The 19018-nt window shown below is 71.2% G+C and carries 15 protein-coding genes and 3 tRNA genes; 4 read left to right on the top strand and 14 right to left on the bottom strand.

Translation table 11 applies throughout. The features are described from left to right. Window positions 1-70: 70 nt before the first annotated feature. The 8 genes from RB150_04905 to RB150_04870 all read right to left on the bottom strand — a co-directional run bounded on the left by RB150_04905 (window position 71) and on the right by RB150_04870 (window position 9401). Entirely contained in the window at window positions 71-1795 is a 1725-nt protein-coding gene (locus tag RB150_04905) for an ATPase, T2SS/T4P/T4SS family (protein ID MDQ7819872.1), read from the bottom strand. 131 nt (window positions 1796-1926) lie between these two features. Further along, window positions 1927-4341 carry an endopeptidase La gene (gene lon / locus RB150_04900; protein ID MDQ7819871.1) on the bottom strand — a complete coding sequence of 805 codons (2415 nt, stop codon included), beginning with the start codon at window positions 4339-4341 and terminating at the stop codon, window positions 1927-1929. A 171-nt stretch (window positions 4342-4512) separates the two neighbouring features. Continuing rightward, window positions 4513-5790 (bottom strand): ATP-dependent Clp protease ATP-binding subunit ClpX, encoded by a 1278-nt coding sequence (gene clpX, locus RB150_04895; GenBank protein MDQ7819870.1) that lies wholly within the window; start codon window positions 5788-5790, stop codon window positions 4513-4515. 180 nt (window positions 5791-5970) lie between these two features. Next, entirely contained in the window at window positions 5971-6582 is a 612-nt protein-coding gene (gene clpP / locus RB150_04890; protein ID MDQ7819869.1) for an ATP-dependent Clp endopeptidase proteolytic subunit ClpP, read from the bottom strand. Further along, window positions 6579-7832: a trigger factor gene (tig, locus tag RB150_04885; GenBank protein ID MDQ7819868.1), complete on the bottom strand. Its 1254-nt coding sequence runs from the start codon at window positions 7830-7832 to the stop codon at window positions 6579-6581. The genes clpP and tig overlap by 4 nt, the downstream gene beginning before the upstream one ends. 43 nt (window positions 7833-7875) lie before the next feature. Next, window positions 7876-7963, bottom strand: a tRNA-Leu gene (locus RB150_04880). A gap of 113 nt (window positions 7964-8076) precedes the next feature. Continuing rightward, window positions 8077-8152, bottom strand: a tRNA-Lys gene (locus RB150_04875). Window positions 8153-8339: 187 nt separating this feature from the next. Then, on the bottom strand, window positions 8340-9401 hold the full coding sequence (locus RB150_04870; GenBank protein ID MDQ7819867.1) for a type IV pilus twitching motility protein PilT: 1062 nt from the start codon (window positions 9399-9401) through the stop codon (window positions 8340-8342). A gap of 195 nt (window positions 9402-9596) precedes the next feature. Here RB150_04870 and xpt point away from each other — a divergent pair, with 195 nt between their 5' ends. Together xpt and RB150_04860 are read left to right on the top strand one after the other, a co-directional pair. Next, window positions 9597-10166: a xanthine phosphoribosyltransferase gene (xpt, locus tag RB150_04865; protein ID MDQ7819866.1), complete on the top strand. Its 570-nt coding sequence runs from the start codon at window positions 9597-9599 to the stop codon at window positions 10164-10166. Between the two features lie 311 nt (window positions 10167-10477). Further along, window positions 10478-11242 carry a M28 family peptidase gene (locus tag RB150_04860; GenBank protein MDQ7819865.1) on the top strand — a complete coding sequence of 255 codons (765 nt, stop codon included), beginning with the start codon at window positions 10478-10480 and terminating at the stop codon, window positions 11240-11242. Between the two features lie 78 nt (window positions 11243-11320). Here RB150_04860 and RB150_04855 read toward each other — a convergent pair. The 5 genes from RB150_04855 to RB150_04835 form a co-directional block, all read right to left on the bottom strand. Then, a tRNA-Arg gene (locus RB150_04855) sits at window positions 11321-11396 on the bottom strand. 105 nt (window positions 11397-11501) lie between these two features. Then, window positions 11502-11708, bottom strand: a complete 207-nt coding sequence (locus tag RB150_04850) for a heavy-metal-associated domain-containing protein (GenBank protein MDQ7819864.1) — start codon at window positions 11706-11708, stop codon at window positions 11502-11504. 16 nt (window positions 11709-11724) lie between these two features. Next, window positions 11725-14241, bottom strand: a complete 2517-nt coding sequence (locus RB150_04845) for a heavy metal translocating P-type ATPase (GenBank protein ID MDQ7819863.1) — start codon at window positions 14239-14241, stop codon at window positions 11725-11727. A gap of 23 nt (window positions 14242-14264) precedes the next feature. Continuing rightward, complete coding sequence (locus RB150_04840; protein ID MDQ7819862.1) at window positions 14265-14573, bottom strand: metal-sensitive transcriptional regulator; 309 nt, start codon at window positions 14571-14573, stop codon at window positions 14265-14267. Between the two features lie 106 nt (window positions 14574-14679). Then, complete coding sequence (locus RB150_04835) at window positions 14680-15300, bottom strand: DUF5666 domain-containing protein (protein MDQ7819861.1); 621 nt, start codon at window positions 15298-15300, stop codon at window positions 14680-14682. A gap of 462 nt (window positions 15301-15762) precedes the next feature. Between RB150_04835 and RB150_04830 the strand changes: the two genes are divergently transcribed. Then, window positions 15763-16422: a trypsin-like peptidase domain-containing protein gene (locus RB150_04830; GenBank protein ID MDQ7819860.1), complete on the top strand. Its 660-nt coding sequence runs from the start codon at window positions 15763-15765 to the stop codon at window positions 16420-16422. 10 nt (window positions 16423-16432) lie between these two features. Here the strand turns inward: RB150_04830 and RB150_04825 are convergent, their stop codons facing one another. Then, window positions 16433-17155: a DUF881 domain-containing protein gene (locus RB150_04825; protein ID MDQ7819859.1), complete on the bottom strand. Its 723-nt coding sequence runs from the start codon at window positions 17153-17155 to the stop codon at window positions 16433-16435. Between the two features lie 141 nt (window positions 17156-17296). Between RB150_04825 and groL the strand changes: the two genes are divergently transcribed. Then, entirely contained in the window at window positions 17297-18925 is a 1629-nt protein-coding gene (groL, locus tag RB150_04820) for a chaperonin GroEL (protein ID MDQ7819858.1), read from the top strand. Window positions 18926-19018: the final 93 nt, after the last annotated feature.

Below are 19018 nucleotides of genomic sequence, written 5' to 3'. Positions count from 1 at the left end.
GCGCCCCTCTCTGGGAGGGCCGCGCGGGTACTCCTCCCCGTCGCTTGCCGGGTATTATACCACAGCCGGGCTACTCGTCGACGTAGATGACCCGGCGCAGTTCTTCCACGCTGGTGGTGCCGTCCACAACCCGCGCGCGGGCGGCTTCCTGGATGGTGGTCATGCCCCCCGCCACGGCGGCGTCCCGCAGCGCGCTGGCGGGTTTGCGGGCCAGGACCAGGTCCCGGATGGCGTCGGTCATCCGGAAGATCTCCATGACGCAGAAGCGCCCCCGGTACCCGGTGTGGTCGCACTCGGGGCATCCCACCGGGCGGTACAGGGTGACGGCGGCATCCCCGGGCAGGCCCAGCTCGGTGACCAGGCCGGGGGTGACGGGGTAGGGCTGCTTGCAGGCGGGGCACAGGCGCCGCATCAGGCGCTGGCCGATGGTGGCGATCAGGCAGGAGGTGATGAAGTAGGGCTCGATGCCCATGTCCACCAGCCGCACCACCGACCCGGCGGCGTCGTTGGTGTGCAGGGTGCTGAAGACCAGGTGGCCGGTGAGGGCTGCGTGGACCGAGATCTTGGCCGTCTCGGCGTCGCGGATCTCTCCCACCATGACCACGTCGGGGTCCTGGCGGAGAATGCTGCGCAGGCCCGTGGCGAAGGTCACCCCGGCCCGGGGCCGCACCGGAATCTGGGAGATCCCCTCCAGGTAGTACTCGATGGGGTCCTCGATGGTGATGATGTTGCGGGAGGGGTCGTTGATGGCGTGCAGGCAGGAGTACAGGGTGGTGGTCTTGCCGCTGCCGGTGGGCCCGGTGACCAGGACCATGCCGTGGGGCTTGCGGATGATGTTGTGGATCAGCTCCTCCTGCTCGGGCGGGATGCCCAGCCGGTCCAGCCCCAGCATCACGTTGCTCTTGTCCAGCAGCCGCATCACCACCCGCTCGCCGAAGGCCGTGCTGGTGATGCCCACCCGCACGTCGTACTCCCGGTCCCGCAGGCGCATGGTGATGCGGCCGTCCTGGGGTTTGTTGTGCTCGGCGATGTCCAGCGCCGCCAGGACCTTGATGCGGCTCACCACCGCGGCGTACAGCAGCCGGGGGATGGTGGCCTTGTCGTACAGCATGCCGTCGATGCGGAATCGGACCCGCGCCTGGTGCAGCTGCGGTTCCAGGTGGATGTCGGTGGTCCGGGAGGTGATGGCGGCCTGCAGGATCGAGTCCACCATCTGGATGACGGGGGGCGAGGACTCGTTCCCCAGGACCACGACCCCCTCCTCGGGGCCCTCGCCGTTGCGCGAGTCGCCGAACTCGATGGTGTCCACCAGGCTGGCGGCCTTGCTGATTTTGCCCGCCACGTCGTCGAAGAGCTGCCCCAGCGCCCACTCCAGATCGCTCTCGGTGGTGAACACGGGCTGCACCCGCAGGCCGGTGGCGCGGGCGATCTCGTCGATGGCGAGGATGTCCGACGGATCGGCCATCGCCACCACCAGCTCGTTGCCCTCCTGGCGGATGGGCAGGGCCATCAGGCGGCGGATGAACGGTTCGGGCAGCAGCCGGGCGATGCGGACGTCGATGGGCTCCGCCGTGAGGTTCACATACTCATAACCCTGCTGCAGGGCCAGCCAGCGGCCGGCCTCGCCCTTGGCCAGCAGCCCCCGGTCGATGAAGATCTGGGCCAGCCGTTTGCCGGTGCGCTTCTGTTCCTCCAGGGCCTCGGCCAGCTGGTCCGGGGTGATCACGCCGGCGTCCAGCAACAGCTCGCCCAGCCGCTTGGTGGTCCTGGATGGATACGCCCGCGCCGTAGCCATGGGACACCCGCCTTCTGGAGCAAGCGGCGTGCCACGCCGGGGGACCCACGCCATCTGCGCGATCTACGCAATCTACCCAATCTCCCCAATCCGGAGGATTGGGAAGATCGGGGGATCGCGAAGATGGGGTGTCAGGACAGCATCTGCTGGGTGGGCTGGGGGGTCGGCCGGAGGGGCTCCACCGCCGGCGGCGGCACCAGGTCCCGGGCTCCCGGCGCGGGCGCCGGCAGCAGGGCCTCGGCCAGGACCTGATCCACGTGGTCCACGAACACGAACCGCAGCCGCTGGCGGACGTGGAGCGGGATCTCCTCCAGGTCCTTCTCGTTCTCCTTGGGCAGGATGACGGTCTTGATGCCGGCCCGGTGGGCCGCCAGGACCTTCTCCTTCACCCCCCCGATGGGGAGCACCTTACCCCGCAGGGTGATCTCCCCGGTCATGGCCACGTCCTTGCGCACCGGGCGGCCGGTGACCGCCGACGCCAGGGCCGTGGCGAGGGTGATGCCCGCCGACGGGCCGTCCTTGGGCACGGCGCCCGCCGGGATGTGGATGTGCACGTCGTACTTGCTGTACCACTCCTCATCCACCCCCAGCCGGCGGGAGCGGGAGCGCACGTAGGACACGGCCGCCTGGCCGGACTCCTTCAGGACGTCGCCCAGCTGGCCCGTGAGGATGAGCTTGCCCTCGCCCCGCATCAGGGTGGCCTCCACGGTCACCACGTCGCCGCCCATCTCGCTGTAGATGAGCCCCGTGGCCGCACCCACCTCGTCGGACTGCTCGGCCACCCCGTACCGGAACCGGGGCGGGCCCAGGAAGCGGTGCAGGCGGGCCGGGGTCACCTTCACCCGGGTGGCGCGGCCGGTGGCCACCTCGGTGGCCACCTTGCGGAAGATGGTGGCGATCTCCCGCTCCAGGTTGCGCACCCCCGCCTCCCGGGTGTACTCGCGGATGATCCGGCGCAGGGCGTCCTCCGAGAGGGTCACCTGCTCGGGCCGCAGGCCGTTCTCCCGGAGCTGCTTGGGCACCAGGAACTGGGTGGCGATCTTCAGCTTCTCCTCCTCGATGTAGCCCGGGAAGCGGATCACCTCCAGCCGGTCCCGCAGCGCCGGCGGGATGGTGTCCAGGATGTTGCCGGTGCAGATGAACATCACCTCGGACAGGTCCAGGGGCAGCTCCAGGTAGTGGTCGCTGAAGCTGTGGTTCTGCTCCGGGTCCAGGGCCTCCAGCAGCGCCGACGAGGGGTCGCCCCGCCAGTCCACCCCCAGCTTGTCGATCTCATCCAGCATGAACACCGGGTTCTTGCTGCCGGCGGTCTTCAGGCCCTGCACGATGCGGCCGGGCAGCGCCCCCACGTAGGTGCGGCGGTGGCCGCGGATTTCCGCCTCGTCCCGCACGCCGCCCAGGCTCACCCGGACAAACTTGCGCCCCAGGGCCCGGGCGATGGAGCGCCCCAGGGAGGTCTTGCCGACGCCCGGCGGCCCGATGAAGCACAGGATGGGGCCCTTGCTGGTGGGGGCCAGCTTGCGCACCGCCAGGTACTCGATCACCCGCTCCTTGGCCTTCTCCAGGCCGTAGTGGTCTTCGTCGAGGATGCGGCGGGCCTCGGCGATGTCCAGCCGGTCCTCGGTGCGCACCGACCAGGGGATGGCCAGCAGCCAGTCCAGGTAGGTGCGCACCACCACCGCCTCGGCCACCATGGGCGGCATCTTCTCCAGCCGGGCCAGCTCTTCCAGGGCCTTCTCCCGCACGTGGTCGGGCAGATGGGCGGCCTCGATCTTCTTCCGGTACTCGGCCACCTCGCTGGCGCGCTCGTCGATCTCGCCCAGCTCCTGCTGGATGGCCTTCATCTGCTCCTTGAGGAAGTACTCCCGCTGGCTCTTCTCCATCTGCTTGCGCACCCGGTTCTGGATCTTGCGCTCCAGCTCCAGGATGCTGATCTCCCGGGAGAGGATCTGGCTCAACAGGTCCAGCCGATCCCGGGGCGGGGCCTCCAGCAGCCGCTGGCGCTCCTCCAGCTTGATGGGCAGGTGGGGAGCCACCAGGTCGGCCAGCACCCCCGGCTCGTCGGCCTGCATGACGGCGGTGTACTGCTCGGGCGGGACCGCCCGGCTGAGGCGCGCAAACCGCTCGAACTGGGACAGCACGCCCCGGACCAGGGCCTCCACCTCCAGGGTCCGTTCCACCGCATCGGGCCGCAGGGCCACCCGCACCTCGAAGTAGGGGTCGGTGCGCTCCACCGCCCGCACCTCGGCCCGCACGACCCCCTCCACCACCGCCTGCAGGACCCCGTCGGGCTGCCGGGCCACCTGCAGGATGCGGCAGACGGTCCCCACCGTGTAGATGTCCGCCGGGGTGGGGTCGTCCAGGTCCTCCTGCTTCTGGGCCGCCAGCAGGATGGTGCGGTCGGCGGCCAGGGCCGCCTCCAGGGCCCGCAGGGACTTGGGCCGCCCCACCCCCAGGGGGGCCACCTGGCGGGGCATGATCACCGTGCCCTTCAGCGGCAGCAGGGGCAGAACCTCACGAACGGGCATCTCAGCGCGCTCGGCCATGTCTCCTCCTTCAGGCGGGGCCTCAGGACGTCCGCGGGGACGATACCGTTCCCGCCGCTCCACAAACGGTGCGGGGGGACCGAGATCCCCCCGCAACCCCGCAGGCGGGCGCGGGCGCCCGCCCACGTGCTATTGTACCACGCCGGCCCGGGTCCCCGTCTCCCGGCGCGGTCAGGCGGGCCGGTCCTTGGCCGCCCGCTTGAGGTCGGAGGCGGTCAGCAGCAGGGGTTCGGTGCGGCGCAGCACCGCGTCCTCGGTGACGACGCAGCGCTTCACGTCGGGACGGGAGGGGATCTCGTACATGATGTTCAGCATGATGTCTTCGATGATGGTGCGCAGCCCCCGGGCGCCGGTGTTGCGGGCGAGGGCCTCTCGGGCGATGGCCCGCAGGGCGTCGTCGGTGAACACCAGCTCCACCCCGTCCATCTCCAGGATCTTCTGGTACTGGCGCACCAGGGCGTTGCGGGGCTCCACCAGGATGCGCACCAGGTCCGCCTCGTCCAGCGGGTCCAGGGGCACGATGATGGGCAGCCGGCCGATGAACTCGGGGATCATGCCATACCGCAGCAGGTCCTGCGGCATCACGTGGGACAAGATCTCGGCCAGGGACCGTTTGGTCCGGGGCTCGATGTGGGCGCCGAACCCGATGGTGGTCTGGCGCAGGCGGGACTCGATGATGCGGTCCAGGCCCTCGAACGCCCCCCCGCAGATGAACAGGATGTTGGTGGTGTCGATCTGGATGAACTCCTGGTGCGGGTGCTTGCGGCCGCCCTGGGGCGGCACGTTGGCCACGGTGCCCTCCAGGATCTTCAGCAGGGCCTGCTGCACCCCTTCGCCGGAGACGTCCCGGGTGATGCTGGGGTTCTCAGACTTGCGGGCGATCTTGTCGGTTTCGTCGATGTAGATGATCCCCCGCTCGGCCTTCTTGACGTCGAAGTCGGCGGCCTGGATCAGGCGCAGGAGGATGTTCTCCACATCCTCGCCCACGTAGCCGGCCTCGGTCAGGGACGTGGCGTCGGCGATGGCGAAGGGCACGTCCAGGATCTTGGCCAGGGTCTGGGCCAGCAGCGTCTTGCCGCATCCGGTGGGGCCGATGAGCAGGATGTTGGACTTCTGCAGCTCCACGTCGCTGGACCGGCGGGTCCCGATGCGCTTGAAGTGGTTGTACACGGCCACCGCCAGGGCCTTCTTGGCCCGGTCCTGGCCCACCACGTACTGGCAGAGGGTGTCGTAGATTTCCTTGGGCTTGGGCGTCTGCCGCGGGGCGGCGGGGGTGTCGGTCTCCCCGTACAGCTCCTCCTCGATGATCTCGTTGCACAGCTCGATGCACTCGTCGCAGATGTAGACCCCCGGGCCGGCCACCAGCTTGCGGACCTGGTCCTGGGACTTGCCGCAGAAGGAACACTTGAGCCGCTCCCCGTCCCCGAAGCGGAAGCGATCTCGCGTCATGGACGTGGCCGCCCTTCACCGCGGACCGTACCGGAGGCGCACCGGCACTCCCCGCCTGGCTGCCCGCACTGGGGGAGACTCCCCTCCCGCCTCACCGCCATCCTCCTCACCCGCCCCCGCGGGCGCGCCCCGTCCGGGGGAACCCCGGGGCGTCGTCGCGGCAGTCCCCGGCCAGACTCCCTATCGGTCCCGGGGAGCGGCGGACACCTTCTCCCGGTACCGGATGACCTCGTCGATCAGCCCGTACTCCTTGGCCGCCTGGGCGTCCATCCAGAAGTCCCGGTCGGTGTCCCTCTCGATGCGCTCCACCGGCTGGCCGGTGTGCTTGGCCAGGATCTCGTTCACCAGGGCCCGCAGCTTGAGAAACTGCTTGGCCTGAATATCAATATCGGCCGTCGTCCCCTGGGCTCCACCCCAGGGCTGGTGGATGAGGACCTGGGAGTACGGCAGGGCCGACCGCTTCCCCTTGGCGCCGCCGGCCAGGATGACGGCCGCCACGCTGGCCGCCAGACCCACGCAGATGGTGGCCACGTCGGGCCGGATGTACTGCATGGTGTCGTAGATGGCCAGCCCCGCCTGCAGGACACCCCCGGGGCTGTTGATGTACAGGTAGATGTCCTTCTCCGGATCCTCCCCTTCCAGGAACAGGAGCTGGGCGATCACCAGGTTGGCCACATCGTCGTCGATGGGCCCCCCCACGAAGACGATCCGGTCCTTCAACAGCCGCGAGTAAATGTCGTAGGCCCGCTCGCCCCGGGCCGTCTGCTCCACCACAATGGGTACCAGCGTCATGTCGTCTCACCGCGGGCGACGGCCACCAGGAAGGCCAGCGCCTTCTGCCGGCGCAAGGCAGCCCGCATGCCCTCCAGCCGCCCCGACCGCTCCAGCCACTGGCGCACCTGCAGCGGGTCCTGGCGCAGGTCGCGGGCAACGTTCTCTACTTCGTGATCGATCTCCTCCTGCGCGGGATCCAGTCCTTCCGCCCGCGCCACTTCGTCCAACACCAGCCGCGTCCGCAGCCGCTTCTCGGCCACCGGGCGCAGGTCCTCGCGCAGGCGCGCCTCCGTCATCTCCTGCACCTGGAGGTACCGCTCCAGGGTCAGGCCGCGGCGCGCCAGCGATTCGGTCAGGTCCTCCACCAGGTGGTCCACCTCGTGATCCACCAGGCGCGCCGGCAGCTCCACCCGGGCGCGGGCGAGCAGCGCATCCAGCGTCCGCTGCTCGTCCTCCCGCCGCGCCCGCTCCCGGGCCTCCGCCTCCAGGCGCTCCCGCAGGCGCGCCCGCAGCTGCTCCATCGTCTCCACCCCGGCCGCCAGGCGCGCGAAGTCGTCGGTCGGCTCCGGCAGCCGGCGGCGCCGGACGTCCACCACCTGGACCGTGACCTGCGCTCCGCCCTCCAGGGTCACGCTCCGGCGGTCCCCGGCCCGGACGCCGGTGAGGGCCGATTCCAGCGCGGCCGGGTACACCCCGCTGCCGATCTCCACCAGGTACTCCTTGCCCGGCAGCCAGCGCTCCGCTGCGCCGCTGACCTCCTCCGTACGGATGAGGACGTAGTCTCCCCCCTCGGCGGGGCCGGGGACGCTCTCCAGGCGCGCGTGGCGCGCGCGCAGATCCTCCACCGCCGTGTCCACATCCGCCTCGGTGACCCGGGGATCGGCGGGGTCGATGCGGATCCCCCGGTAGTCGCCCGGGTCCACCTCGGGCACCAGGTCCACGGTGGCCACAAAGCGCAGGGGCCGGCCCTCCGCCACCTCGTCCACCTGGATCTCGGGCTGAGCCAGCGGCCGCAGCCCCGACTGGCGCACCGCCTCGGCGTAGGCGTCGGGCACCAGGAGCTTCACCGCCTCGTCGGAGATGGCCTCCCACCCCACGTGGCGCACCAGCAGCGACCGGGGAGCCCGTCCCCGACGAAACCCGGGGATCTCGACCCGCTGGTTCACCCGCTGCAGCGCCCGCTCGACGCCCCGGGACACCACCTCGGGCGGGATCTCCACCTCCAGGACCGCCCGCGCCGGCGCCTCCCTGCGGACCTCGACCTTCATCGTCGTCCATCCCTTCCCACCCCGCCGCCCGGGCAGGGAGACCTGGTGCGGGCGGAGGGAGTTGAACCCCCACGGGGTGACCCCCGCAGGATCCTAAGTCCTGCGCGTCTGCCGGGTTCCGCCACGCCCGCACGCGGCAAGGGAAGAGGGAAAAGGGAAAAAGGAAAAAAGGGGATGCACCCCGCGTAACCCGCCGTGCCTTCCCGCGCGCCTTCCCTTTTCCCTCTTCCCTTTTCCTCGCACGTGGGGGGCCGGGGGGGACTCGAACCCTCAACCCGCGGATTAAGAGTCCGCTGCTCTACCAGTTGAGCTACCGGCCCACCGGTCCGGTAGACATTATACACAAACAGGGAAGAGGGAAGAAGGAAGAGGGAAGAAGGAAGAAGGAAGAGGGACGAGGGATGGCGATTCCATCTTCCCGATCTCCTCAATCTCCTGGATCTGCCCGATCCGACCGGAGCATAGAAGATCGGGTGGGTCGGGCAGACCGCGCAGGTCGAGCAGATCCTAAACCCGCCCCAGCAGCTGGGCGAGGTCCTTCTCGTGGGGCGACGCGCTGACGGCGTCCCCGTAGGCGACCTTCTTCTGCTCCACCAGCGCCCGCAGGGCCTGGTTGAGGGTCTGCATGCCGTCGCGGGCGCCGGACATGATGGCCGAGGGGATCTGGTGGGTCTTGCCCTCCCGGATGAGGTTGCGGATCGCCCCGGTGGCCACCATCACCTCCACGGCCGCCACCCGTCCGGCTCCGGACGCCAGCGGCACCAGCGCCTGGGAGACCACCCCCTCCAGGGCCACCGACAGCTGGGTGCGGATCTGCGCCTGCTGGTGGGGCGGGAAGACGTCGATGATCCGGTCCACGGTCTGGGCGGCGCTCTGGGTGTGGAGGGTGGCCAGGACCAGGTGCCCGGTCTCGGCGGCGGTGACGGCCGTGGAAATGGTCTCCAGGTCCCGCATCTCGCCGATGAGGATCACGTCGGGGTCCTGGCGCAGGACGTGGCGGAGGGCGTTGGCGAAGGAGTGGGTGTCCATGCCCACCTCCCGCTGGTTGATGACGCTGCGGATGTCCTTGTGGAGGTACTCGATGGGGTCTTCGATGGTGACGATGTGGACGGCCCGGGTCTGGTTGATGTGGTGGATCATGGCCGCCAGGGTGGTGGACTTGCCGCTGCCGGTGGGTCCGGTCACCAGGACCAGCCCCCGGGGCAGGCCGGCCAGCCGGCGGACCACCTCCGGCAGCCCCAGGTCCTCCAGGGTGGGCACGCCCGTGGGGATGGCCCGGACGGCCGCGCCGATGGATCCCCGCTGTTGATACACGTTCACCCGGAACCGGGACACCCCGGGCAGGCTGTAGGCGAAGTCCAGCTCCAGGTGCTTGCGGAAGTGCGCCTTCTGCTCGTCGGTCATCATGGCCTCGACGAGGGCCCGGGCGGAGGCGGCGTCCAGAACCGGCAGGTCGGTCAGGGGCAGAAGGCGGCCGTTCACCCTGAGGATGGGGTGGTTGCCCACCTTGATGTGCAGGTCCGAGGCCTGGCGCTCGCGGGCCACGGCCAGCAGGTCGCGAATCTCCACGCCGCTCCCTCCGCATCCGGACGCGCCCGCGTCCGGACCCGCCTGTGTCCTGCCCGCCCCCGCCTCCCCTCCAGACCGCCCCCGACAGGGAACAGCCTCCGCCGGGCGGAACATCGTCACAGCCCGCCCGGGCTGACAGGGACGGGGCAGGTCGCGGTCGCCCCCCGGGCGGCTCGCGGATGCGGGGAGGGCGACGTGCAGGCTCTGCGGGATCGGATTCTCCGGGACGGACGCAATCTGGGGCGGGGCATCCTCAAGGTCGACAGCTTCCTCAACCACCAGGTCGACCCCGTGCTGATCGACGCCTGCGGACGCGAGCTGGCGGCGCGCTTTTCCGGCGTGGGCGTCACCAAGGTGCTCACCGCGGAGATCTCGGGGATTGCGCCGGCGGTGACCACGGCCCTGCACCTGCGGGTGCCTCTGGTGTACGCTCGGCGCAGCCGGCCGGTGACGATGCCGGACCAGGTGCTGCTGACCGTGGCGCCGTCCCACACCCGGGGTCAGACGGTGGAGCTCATCGTCTCCCCCGAATACCTGGGGCCGGAGGACCGGGTCCTGATCGTGGACGACTTCCTGGCCACGGGGCAGACCATCCTGGGCCTGGCCCGCCTGGCTCAGGCCGCCGGGGCCGTGGTGGTGGGCGTGGGGGCCGTCATCGAGAAGTCCTTTGAGGGCGGGCGCGCCGCCCTCAGCCGCCTGGGCGTCCCGGTGGAGTCCCTGGCGGTGGTCACCGACATGAGCGACGGGCGCGTGGTGCTGGCCTGAGCTGGAGGGACCTGTTCACCCGCCTGACCGCGCTGCCGCACCGGGGCACCGCCACACCGTGGGAGCACCGGGCGGCGGAGATCCTGCGGGCCTACCTGGCCGAGCGCGGGTATGCGGCCGAGGTCCGGCAGTTTCGCGCTCCCCAGACCTACGGGTGGGAGCTGCTGTTCATCAGCGCGCTGCTGGGGCTGGGGGGTCTGCAGCCCCTGCCCTGGCTGGCCCTGCTGGGAACGTTCTGGTTCTGGGCGTACTTCGACGGGTGGGGCACCCCCTGGGATTCCCTATTCGCGCCCCACATCTCCCACAACGTGGTGGCCCGGGCGGGACGGGGCGAGCGGCGGATCGTGCTCCTGGCCCACTACGACTCGGCCAAGACGTTCTTTCTGTACCACCCGCGGCGCGTGCGCGGGTTCCGCCGCACCTTCCTGATCCACGCCGTGCTGGCCACCAGCCTGCCACTTCTGGTGGTCTGGATTCCGATCCTGGCCCGGGCGGCGGGCGTGTTTTTCCTGATGCAGGCGGCCCTGCTGCTGCACCGGGAGCGCACGGCCCCCTACGTCAACGGGGCCAACGACAACGCCACCGGCGTGGCGGTGGCCGTGCAGCTGTTCCTGGAGGAGGCGCCCCGCCTGCCTCCGGGGGTGGAGCTGTGGGTGGTCCTGACGGGGGCGGAGGAAGTGGGAGCGCGGGGCGCGCGGGCGCTGCTGGCCGACCTTCCCCCGCCTGCGCAGACGCTCGTCCTCAACATTGACAACGTGGGACAGGGCCAGCTGTACTACGCGGAGGCGGAGGGGATGCTGCGGCTGTACCGCTACGCCGGGCCGCTGGTCCCGGCGGCGCGGGGCCTGGAGGGCGCCGCTCCGCTGCGATACCGGCTGGCCTACTTCGACACCCTCCCTCTCACGCGCGCCGGCTATCCCTGCCTCACCCTGATCCGCCTGGAGGGGGGCGTTCCGCCTCACTGGCACTGGCCGACGGACACGCCCGACAACGTGGACGTCCGGGCGGTGGACGACACCCTGGCCTACGCCCGGGCCCTGCTGCGGTCTGTCCTCTCCCCACCCTCCAGCCCCTGACGGCCGCCACCGCGGCGGAACCTCCCGGCTCGGGGCCGGGTCGGATCTGCGAGGCGGCGGGCGGAAACGACGGAGGGCTGGCGCGCCCGGAGGGAGTCGAACCCCCAGCCTACAGGTTCGAAGCCTGCCGCTCTGTCCGTTGAGCTACGGGCGCACCGGTCTGATTATAGCACCCGGGCCGGAGCCCACCGACCACCGCTCGGGATCCGGCACGACGGATCCGGGATCTCAGAACCCGGATCCCGCATCTCGGAATCGGTCAGGCCGCGGGGTACCCGATCAGCGCCAGGGTGGTGCGGATCTTCTCCTCGCTGACCTGGGCCGGATCGAACTGCAGCCTGACCTCCTTGGTGGTCTCGCTCGCCTCGACCGCCAGCACCCCCGGCACCTTTCCCAGCGCCTGGGTGACGGTCTTCACGCACCCCCCGCAGTGGATGCGGGGCACCTTCAACGTCACCACCTGCATCTGCCTGTCCCTCCTTTCATCCGTGCTGCGCCGTCCGGGCGAGCTGCCCGGCTACCGTCTGGGCCGGCGGGGAGCCGGCCGGTATCTCACCGTCACCCGCCCGCAGTCGCAGGCTGTTGGTGACCACCGACACCGAACTGAAGGCCATGGCCAGCGCGGCCAGCATGGGGTTGAGCAGGATGCCGAACGCCGGGTACAGCGCCCCCGCGGCCACCGGGATCAGGATCACGTTGTACGCGAAGGCCCAGAACAGGTTCTGCCGGATCGTGCGCACCGTCCGCCGGCTGATGCGGATGGCGGTGAGAATTCCCCGCAGGTCATCCCCCACCAGGACGATGTCGGCCGACTCCATGGCCACGTCGGTCCCCGCGTCGATGGCCACGCCCAGATCCGCCTGCACCAGGGCCGGAGCATCGTTGATCCCGTCGCCCACCATGGCCACCACCCGCCCGGCGGCCTGCAGGCGCCGGATTTCCTCCACCTTGTGCTGGGGCAGGACCTCGGCCAGGACCCGGGAGATCCCCACCTGGGCGCCGATGGCCTGGGCCGTGACCCGGTTGTCTCCGGTCAGCATGACGACGTCCAGGCCCATCTGCCGCAGCGCATGGACCACCTCCCGGGCGTAGGGCTTGAGCGTGTCAGCCACCGCCACCACCCCGGCCACCGTCCCGTCCACCGCCACGTAGAGGGGAGTCTTGCCCTCTCCGGCCAGCGCCCGCCCGACGTCTGCCGCCCCGTCCGACGGCACGCCGCGCTGCTCCAGCAGGCGGGGAGTTCCCACCAGGACCTGTCGCCCGTCTGCCACGGCCTCGATCCCCAGGCCCGGCAGCGCGGAAAACCGCTCCGGCCGGGGAGGCTGCAACCCCTCGTCGGCCGCGCGCCGGACCACGGCCTGCCCCAGGGGGTGCTCCGAGCCCCACTCGGCGGCCGCGGCCAGACCCAGCACCTCGGCGGCCGAGAACCCGTTGAGGGGCACCACGTCGGTGACCGCGGGCCGTCCCCGGGTGAGCGTGCCCGTCTTGTCCAGGACCACGGTGTCCACCCGGTGAGCGATCTCCAGGGCCTCGCCGCTCTTGATCAGGACTCCCCTCTCGGCCGCCCGGCCGGTCCCCACCATGATGGCCGTGGGGGTGGCCAGACCCAGGGCGCACGGGCAGGCGATGATGAGGACCGACACAAACGCCACCAGGGCGTGGGTGAGAGCCGGCGGCGGGCCGAACGCCAGCCAGATCCCGAAAGTCCCCACGGCCACCGCGATGACGGCGGGGACGAAGCGGGCGCTGACCCGGTCCGCCAGCCGCTGGATGGGCGCCTTGCTCGCCTGCGCGTCCTGGACCAGCCGGATGATCTGGGCCAGCACCGTGTCCTTGCCCACCTGGGTGGCCCGGAAGGTGAACGCGCCGGTGGTGTTGATGGTGGCGCCGATGACCCGGTCTCCCGGCCCCCGCTCCACGGGCAGCGACTCTCCCGTGATCATGGACTCGTCCAGCGCCGAGCGACCTTCCAGGATCACCCCGTCCACCGGCACCTTCTCCCCGGGCCGCACCACGAGCACGTCGCCCACCTGCACGTCCTCCACGGGGACCTCGACCTCGCGGCCGTCGCGCAGGACGCGGGCCGTGGTGGGCCGCAGGTCCATCAACCGCCGGATGGCCTCCGAGGTCTGGCCGCGGGCGCGCGCCTCCAGATACCGTCCCAGGAGGATCAGGACGATGATGATGGCGGCGGTTTCGTAGAAGACCTGGGGGACGAGCCCGCGGGCGGTGAAGACCTGGGGCGCCACCGTGGCCACCAGGCTGTACAGGTAGGCCGCGCTGGTCCCCACCGCGATCAGGGTGTTCATGTCCGACGTCCCCCGGCGGGCCAGGATCCAGGCGCCGCGGTAGAACTGCCAGCCGGCCCAGAACTGCACCGGCGTGGCCAGGACCAGCTGGACCCACGGGGACATCAGGACCTCCGGGGCCGGCACGGGCAGCCCCATGTGGGCCAGGCTGCCCCACAGCAGGGGCAGGCTGAGCAGAGCCGCTCCCACCAGCCGCCGGCGCAGGGCCGCCAGCTCCCGGGCCCGCGCCTGCCGCTCGTAGTCCCAGGCCTCCTCCCCCTCCGCCTCCAGGGGCTCGTAGCCCGCCTCCCGGATGGCCCGGCGCAGGTCCGCCACGGGGGTGGTGGCCACCATCTCCACGGTGGCCCGCTCCAGGGCGAGGTTCACCGACGCCGCCACGACCCCGTCCACCGATCGCAGCGCCCGCTCCACCTTCTCCACGCAGGAGGCGCAGGACATGCCCCGCACCGGAATCTGCACCCGGCGCAGGGGAACGTCGTATCCGGCGGAGCGCACGGCGCGCACCAGGCGGGTGAGATCCGTGCGGTGCGGGTCGTAGGCCACCCGGGCCCGGGCGGTGGCCAGGTTGACGGCCACCTCCACCGCGCCGCCGGCGGCGCGCAGCGCGTCCTCCACCTTCAGGACGCAGCTGGCGCAGCTCATCCCCTCCACGGGAAGGTCGATCTCCCTGATGTCCGTCGCCGTCACCATGGGATCCGCTCCTCCCGGCGCTGCTACAGCCGCCCGGAGGTCTCAAAGACCTCCAGCAGTTCGCGGATGGTCCGCTCCCGCTCCGCCCGGTCGGCCGACCGGATGGCCGTGCTGGCGCACGTCTTCAGGTGGTCTTCCAGCAGCAGCGCGTTGACCTTCTCCAGCGCCCGCTGGATGGCCAGCGTCTGCTTGATGATGTCGATGCAGTAGGCGCCTTCCTCCACCATGCGGGTCACGCCCCGCACGTGGCCCTCGATGCTGCGCAGCCGCGCGGCCACCCGGGTACGGACGTCCTCGCTGCCGTGGCGGAGGTGCTGGCCCGACAGTGCCATCTCGCCGACCTCCCCTCCCCCCTGGGGGGGGTTCTCCTCCCAGTGTACCCCGGGGGGCGGGCGGACGCAAATGCTCCGGGAGGGGAGGCGGCCCGGGCGCGGGGATTCAGGGCCCGGGAGAGACGGCCACCACCTGGATCTGCCGGGCGGCGATCGTCCCGTCGGCGTTGGCCAGTCCCAGAACGACCACCTCGTCCCGGGGCTGCAGCAGGTGGAACGCCTGCCGCGGGCCCACTAGGCGGGTGGTGGCCACCACCAGGATGACGCGCGTGGTTCCCTGGCTATCGACGATCACGATGAGGGCAGGCCCCCGGGCCACCACCACGCCCCGCACGACCACCACGCCCGACCCGGGGGTCACGCCGGCGCGCTCCCGCACCTCCATCTCCAGGGCGAGCAGGCGACCGTCGTCCAGGCGGAAGCCGTCCACGCGCACCCGGTCTCCGGGGCGCAGGGCATCCAGCACCGCCAGGGGATGCCCCCCCTCGTCCACCCGGGTTCCCCGCTGCACCCATACGGTCAGGATCGGGTCCCCCCGCTCCCGGATGTGGGACGGCCGCACCACCCGCAGGGCAAACGTGGACGTCAGGGGGCGGACGGACACCACCACGCCGTCCACGGCCATGCGTCCGTACAGCCCGACACCGTCGCGGTGGTCCGCCCACGCGCCGGTCAGAGGGACCAGGACCACCGCCGCCAGAACCGCAGCCACCCGATGCATCCGCATGAGGCCACCTCCAGTCCGATGACACCGACGGATCGGAGGGGCAAAAAGTTCCCGGACCGGACGCGGGGAGGCCTAACGCCGGGCGGCTGCCGCCGAGTGACCTGACGCCAGGTCTCTCGGCCGACGCAGCCGCCCGATCCCGTCTCGGGGTCCGGCGCCTTGCACCGGGCCGCGGGTTCGATGGCTTCGCAGGCGGCCCGGTGTGCCGGCCTTCCGTCGAGACGGGAATTCACCCTAGCACGCCCCGCCGGGGCTGTCAAGGTCGAGGGCGGGGAAGGTCCGGGGCCGCCGGAACGGATTCCCCGCCGGCTTCCCTCTTCCGGGCGGTCAGGGGCGCCGTGGGCGGGGAGCACCGCACCGTCCCCTCCCCCACGTGCCCGGGACCCGTCTTTGAGGCACGCGCCACCCGAAAAGCCGTCTACCTTCCCGGAGGCCGCGGGCATGGGATGCGATGTGCTGCCGATGCCCCGGAGACCGGGCGCGGGTGCCCTGGCCGCGGCGCTGGCCTGGCTGGGGATCCTCTCGGTGGGACGCGCCGCGCCCGCGCAGGAGGACCGCTGGCGCGCGCTCCTCGCGCGGGTTGCCGTGCGGGTGGATGTGGAACTCGCCGAGATGCGCGGGGTGTGCACCGGGTGGGTGGGGTGGAGCGAACCGTCCCGCAGCGCGGTCTACACCGCCGCCCACTGCTTCCGCCCCGACGCCCGCTACCGCCTGCACGTCTCCACGGGCCAGGCCGTCTACGCCACGGCCATGGCCCGCTGGGAGGACCTGGACGTGATGGCACTGTGGGTTCCCCGGGGCCAGCTCCCCGCCCTGCGGGCGTGGAAACCGCTGCCCTCCGGGGCGTTCAGGGTCCTGTACCTGCTGCGCGACCGCGACGCGGACGTGCGGGTCGCGGACGCCGGCATCCCGCGGGTGCTGTGGGAGATCCGCTTCCACAACCACCCCTCGGCCGTCGCCCTCCCCCTGTTCAGCGCCCCGGGCACCAGCGGGTCGCCGGTGGTGGACGCGGCCGACGGGCTGCTGATCGGCATGGTGGTCGGGTTTCTGGCGGACCGGCAGGACATCGCCGCGGTGGTCCCCGCGCAGCAGATTCACGCCGCCCTGCTGGCGGGCCGCTAGCCGCGCGGGGTCAGGGAGCCGCCGGAACGGCGTAGCGGAATCCCAGGGGACCCCGGTAGGGAGGCAGGACGATGGTGGGCCGGGTCTCCACCTCCACGGTCAGCCCCACCGCCCGCAGGCCGTCCACGAACCCGCCCCGGAGGTTCAGGGCCGCCAGCATCGCTTCCGGGTCGCCGATGGCGAGAATGTCGTAGGGCGGACGCAGGCGTAACACCCCGGCGCTGAGCCCCCCGGCATCCTGGCGGAACCCGGTGGTGGCCAGGATCCGGCGGCCGTTGATCGCCACGGCCTCGGCGCCGGCCGCCCACAGTTCATTCACCAGGCCGCTGAGGTCGGCCGCCTCCACCGCGACGGGAATCACGCCGCCCCGGGCGCGGGAGTCGTCCACCCGCACGCGCACGCCCGGGCCCTCCACCGCCACCAGGCCCAGGACCATCTCATAGGCCCGGATCTCCCGGGCGAGGGTGTCCGCCGACAGGCGCCCCTCGACCGCCGCCGCCTCGTACTCGGCCAGCGTGCGCCGCAGGGTATCCACTTCGGCCTGCAGGGCCGCCAGCGCCTCTTCCTGCTGGCGGACCAGGACCGCCAGCTCCTGGACCCGGACCGTGGGCAGTTCCACCGCCCGGCGCATCTCCAGCCCGGCCCGCAGTTGCAGGACGGCGCCAAAGCCCACCGCCCCCAGGAATCCCGCGAGAAACCACTGCCAGCGCCGGACCGGCCACCGAAGCCTCATGCTGCCCCCAGTATAGGCGCCGGGCGGGCCCGCCGGCCAGCGCGGGTGCCCCCTTGATTTACGGGCCCGCCCCCCACCAATATTAAGGTTGGTTAGCAGTTACCCGCCGAGAGTGCTAACGGAAGAAGGGGGGATGTCACGATGCCAGCCAAGGTGCTGCTGTACGACGAAGACGCCCGGCGGGCCCTGGAGCGCGGCGTGGAGAAAGTCGCCAGCGCCGTGCGGGTCACCCTGGGGCCCAAAGGGCGGAACGTGGTCCTGGAGAAGAAGTGGGGCTCGCCCACCATCACCAAGGACGGCGTCACCGTCGCCAAGGAGATCGAACTGGAGGACCCCTACGAGAACATGGGGGCGCAGCTGGTGAAGGAGGTCGCCAGCAAGACCAACGACGCCGCCGGTGACGGGACCACCACCGCCACCGTCCTGGCCTGGGCCATGGTCCGCGAAGGCCTGAAGAACGTGGCGGCCGGCGCCAACCCCATGCTGGTCAAGCGCGGCATCGACCGGGCCGTCGAGGCGGTGGTGGAGGAACTGAAGAAGATCTCCATCCCCGTGGAGGGCAAGCAGGACATCGCCCACGTGGCCGGCATTGCGGCCAACGATCCCGAGGTGGGCGAGATCATCGCCGACGCCATGGAGAAGGTCGGCAAGGATGGGGTCATCACCATCGAGGAGGGGAAGGGCATCGAAACCACGGTCGAGGTGGTGGAGGGCATGCAGTTCGACCGTGGCTACATCAGCCCGTACTTCATCACCGACCCGGACAAGATGGAGTGCGTGCTGGAGGAGCCCTACATCCTCATCACCGAGAAGAAGATCAGCGCCGCCCGGGATATCGTGCCGATCATGGAGAAGGTCATCCGGTTCGGCAAGCCCCTGGTGGTGATCGCGGAGGACGTGGAGGGCGAGGCGCTGGCCACGCTGGTGGTGAACAAGCTGCGGGGCGTGCTCCAGAGCGTCGCCGTGAAGGCCCCCGGCTACGGCGACCGGCGCAAGGCCATGCTGCAGGACATCGCCATCCTCACCGGCGGCCGCGTGATCTCCGATGACATCGGGATCAAGCTGGAGTCGGTGGAGGTGGAGATGCTGGGCCGCGCCGAGAAGGTGAAGGTGGACAAGGACGACACCACCATCATCGGCGGCAAGGGAGACCGCAAGAACATCCAGGCCCGCATCGCCCAGATCAAGAAGGAGATCGAGGAGACCACCTCCGACTACGACCGGGAGAAGCTGCAGGAGCGGCTGGCCAAGCTCAGCGGCGGCGTGGCGGAGATCAAGGTCGGGGCCGCCACCGAGACGGAGATGAAGGAGAAGAAGCACCGCTTCGAGGACGCCCTCAACGCCACCAAGGCCGCCGTGGAGGAGGGCATCGTCCCCGGGGGCGGCACCGCCTACATCCGCGCCCTGGCGGCCCTGGATCGGGTGGAGGCCGAAGGCGACGAGGCCATCGGGGTGAACATCGTGCGCCGGTCCCTGGAAGAGCCCGCCCGCCAGCTGGCCGCCAACGCCGGGGTGGAGGGCAGCCTGATCGTCGAGCGCCTGAAGCGGGAGACCGGCCGGATCGGCTACGATGTGGCCCGCGGGGAGTTCGTGGACATGGTCAAGGCCGGCATCGTGGACCCCACCAAAGTCACCCGGCTGGCCCTGCAGAACGCCGCATCGGTGGCCGGGCTGCTGCTGACCACCGAGGCCCTGGTGGTGGAGAAGCGGGAGAAGAAGAAGGCGGCCGCTCCCACCCCCGGCGGCGGCATGCCGGAGGAGGAGTTCTAGGCCGCGGGAACGCGACCCGGACGCGACCGGGGGCCGCTGCCCGGGCGGCCCCCGGTCGTTGTGGGGGCCTCGCCCGCCGGCTGTGCCGTCGTC

It is taken from the genome of Armatimonadota bacterium, from assembly GCA_031081675.1.
In the GTDB taxonomy this organism is placed as follows: Bacteria; Sysuimicrobiota; Sysuimicrobiia; order Sysuimicrobiales; family Kaftiobacteriaceae; genus Calidihabitans; species Calidihabitans tengchongensis.
This window is presented reverse-complemented; position numbering and strand designations above follow the sequence as displayed.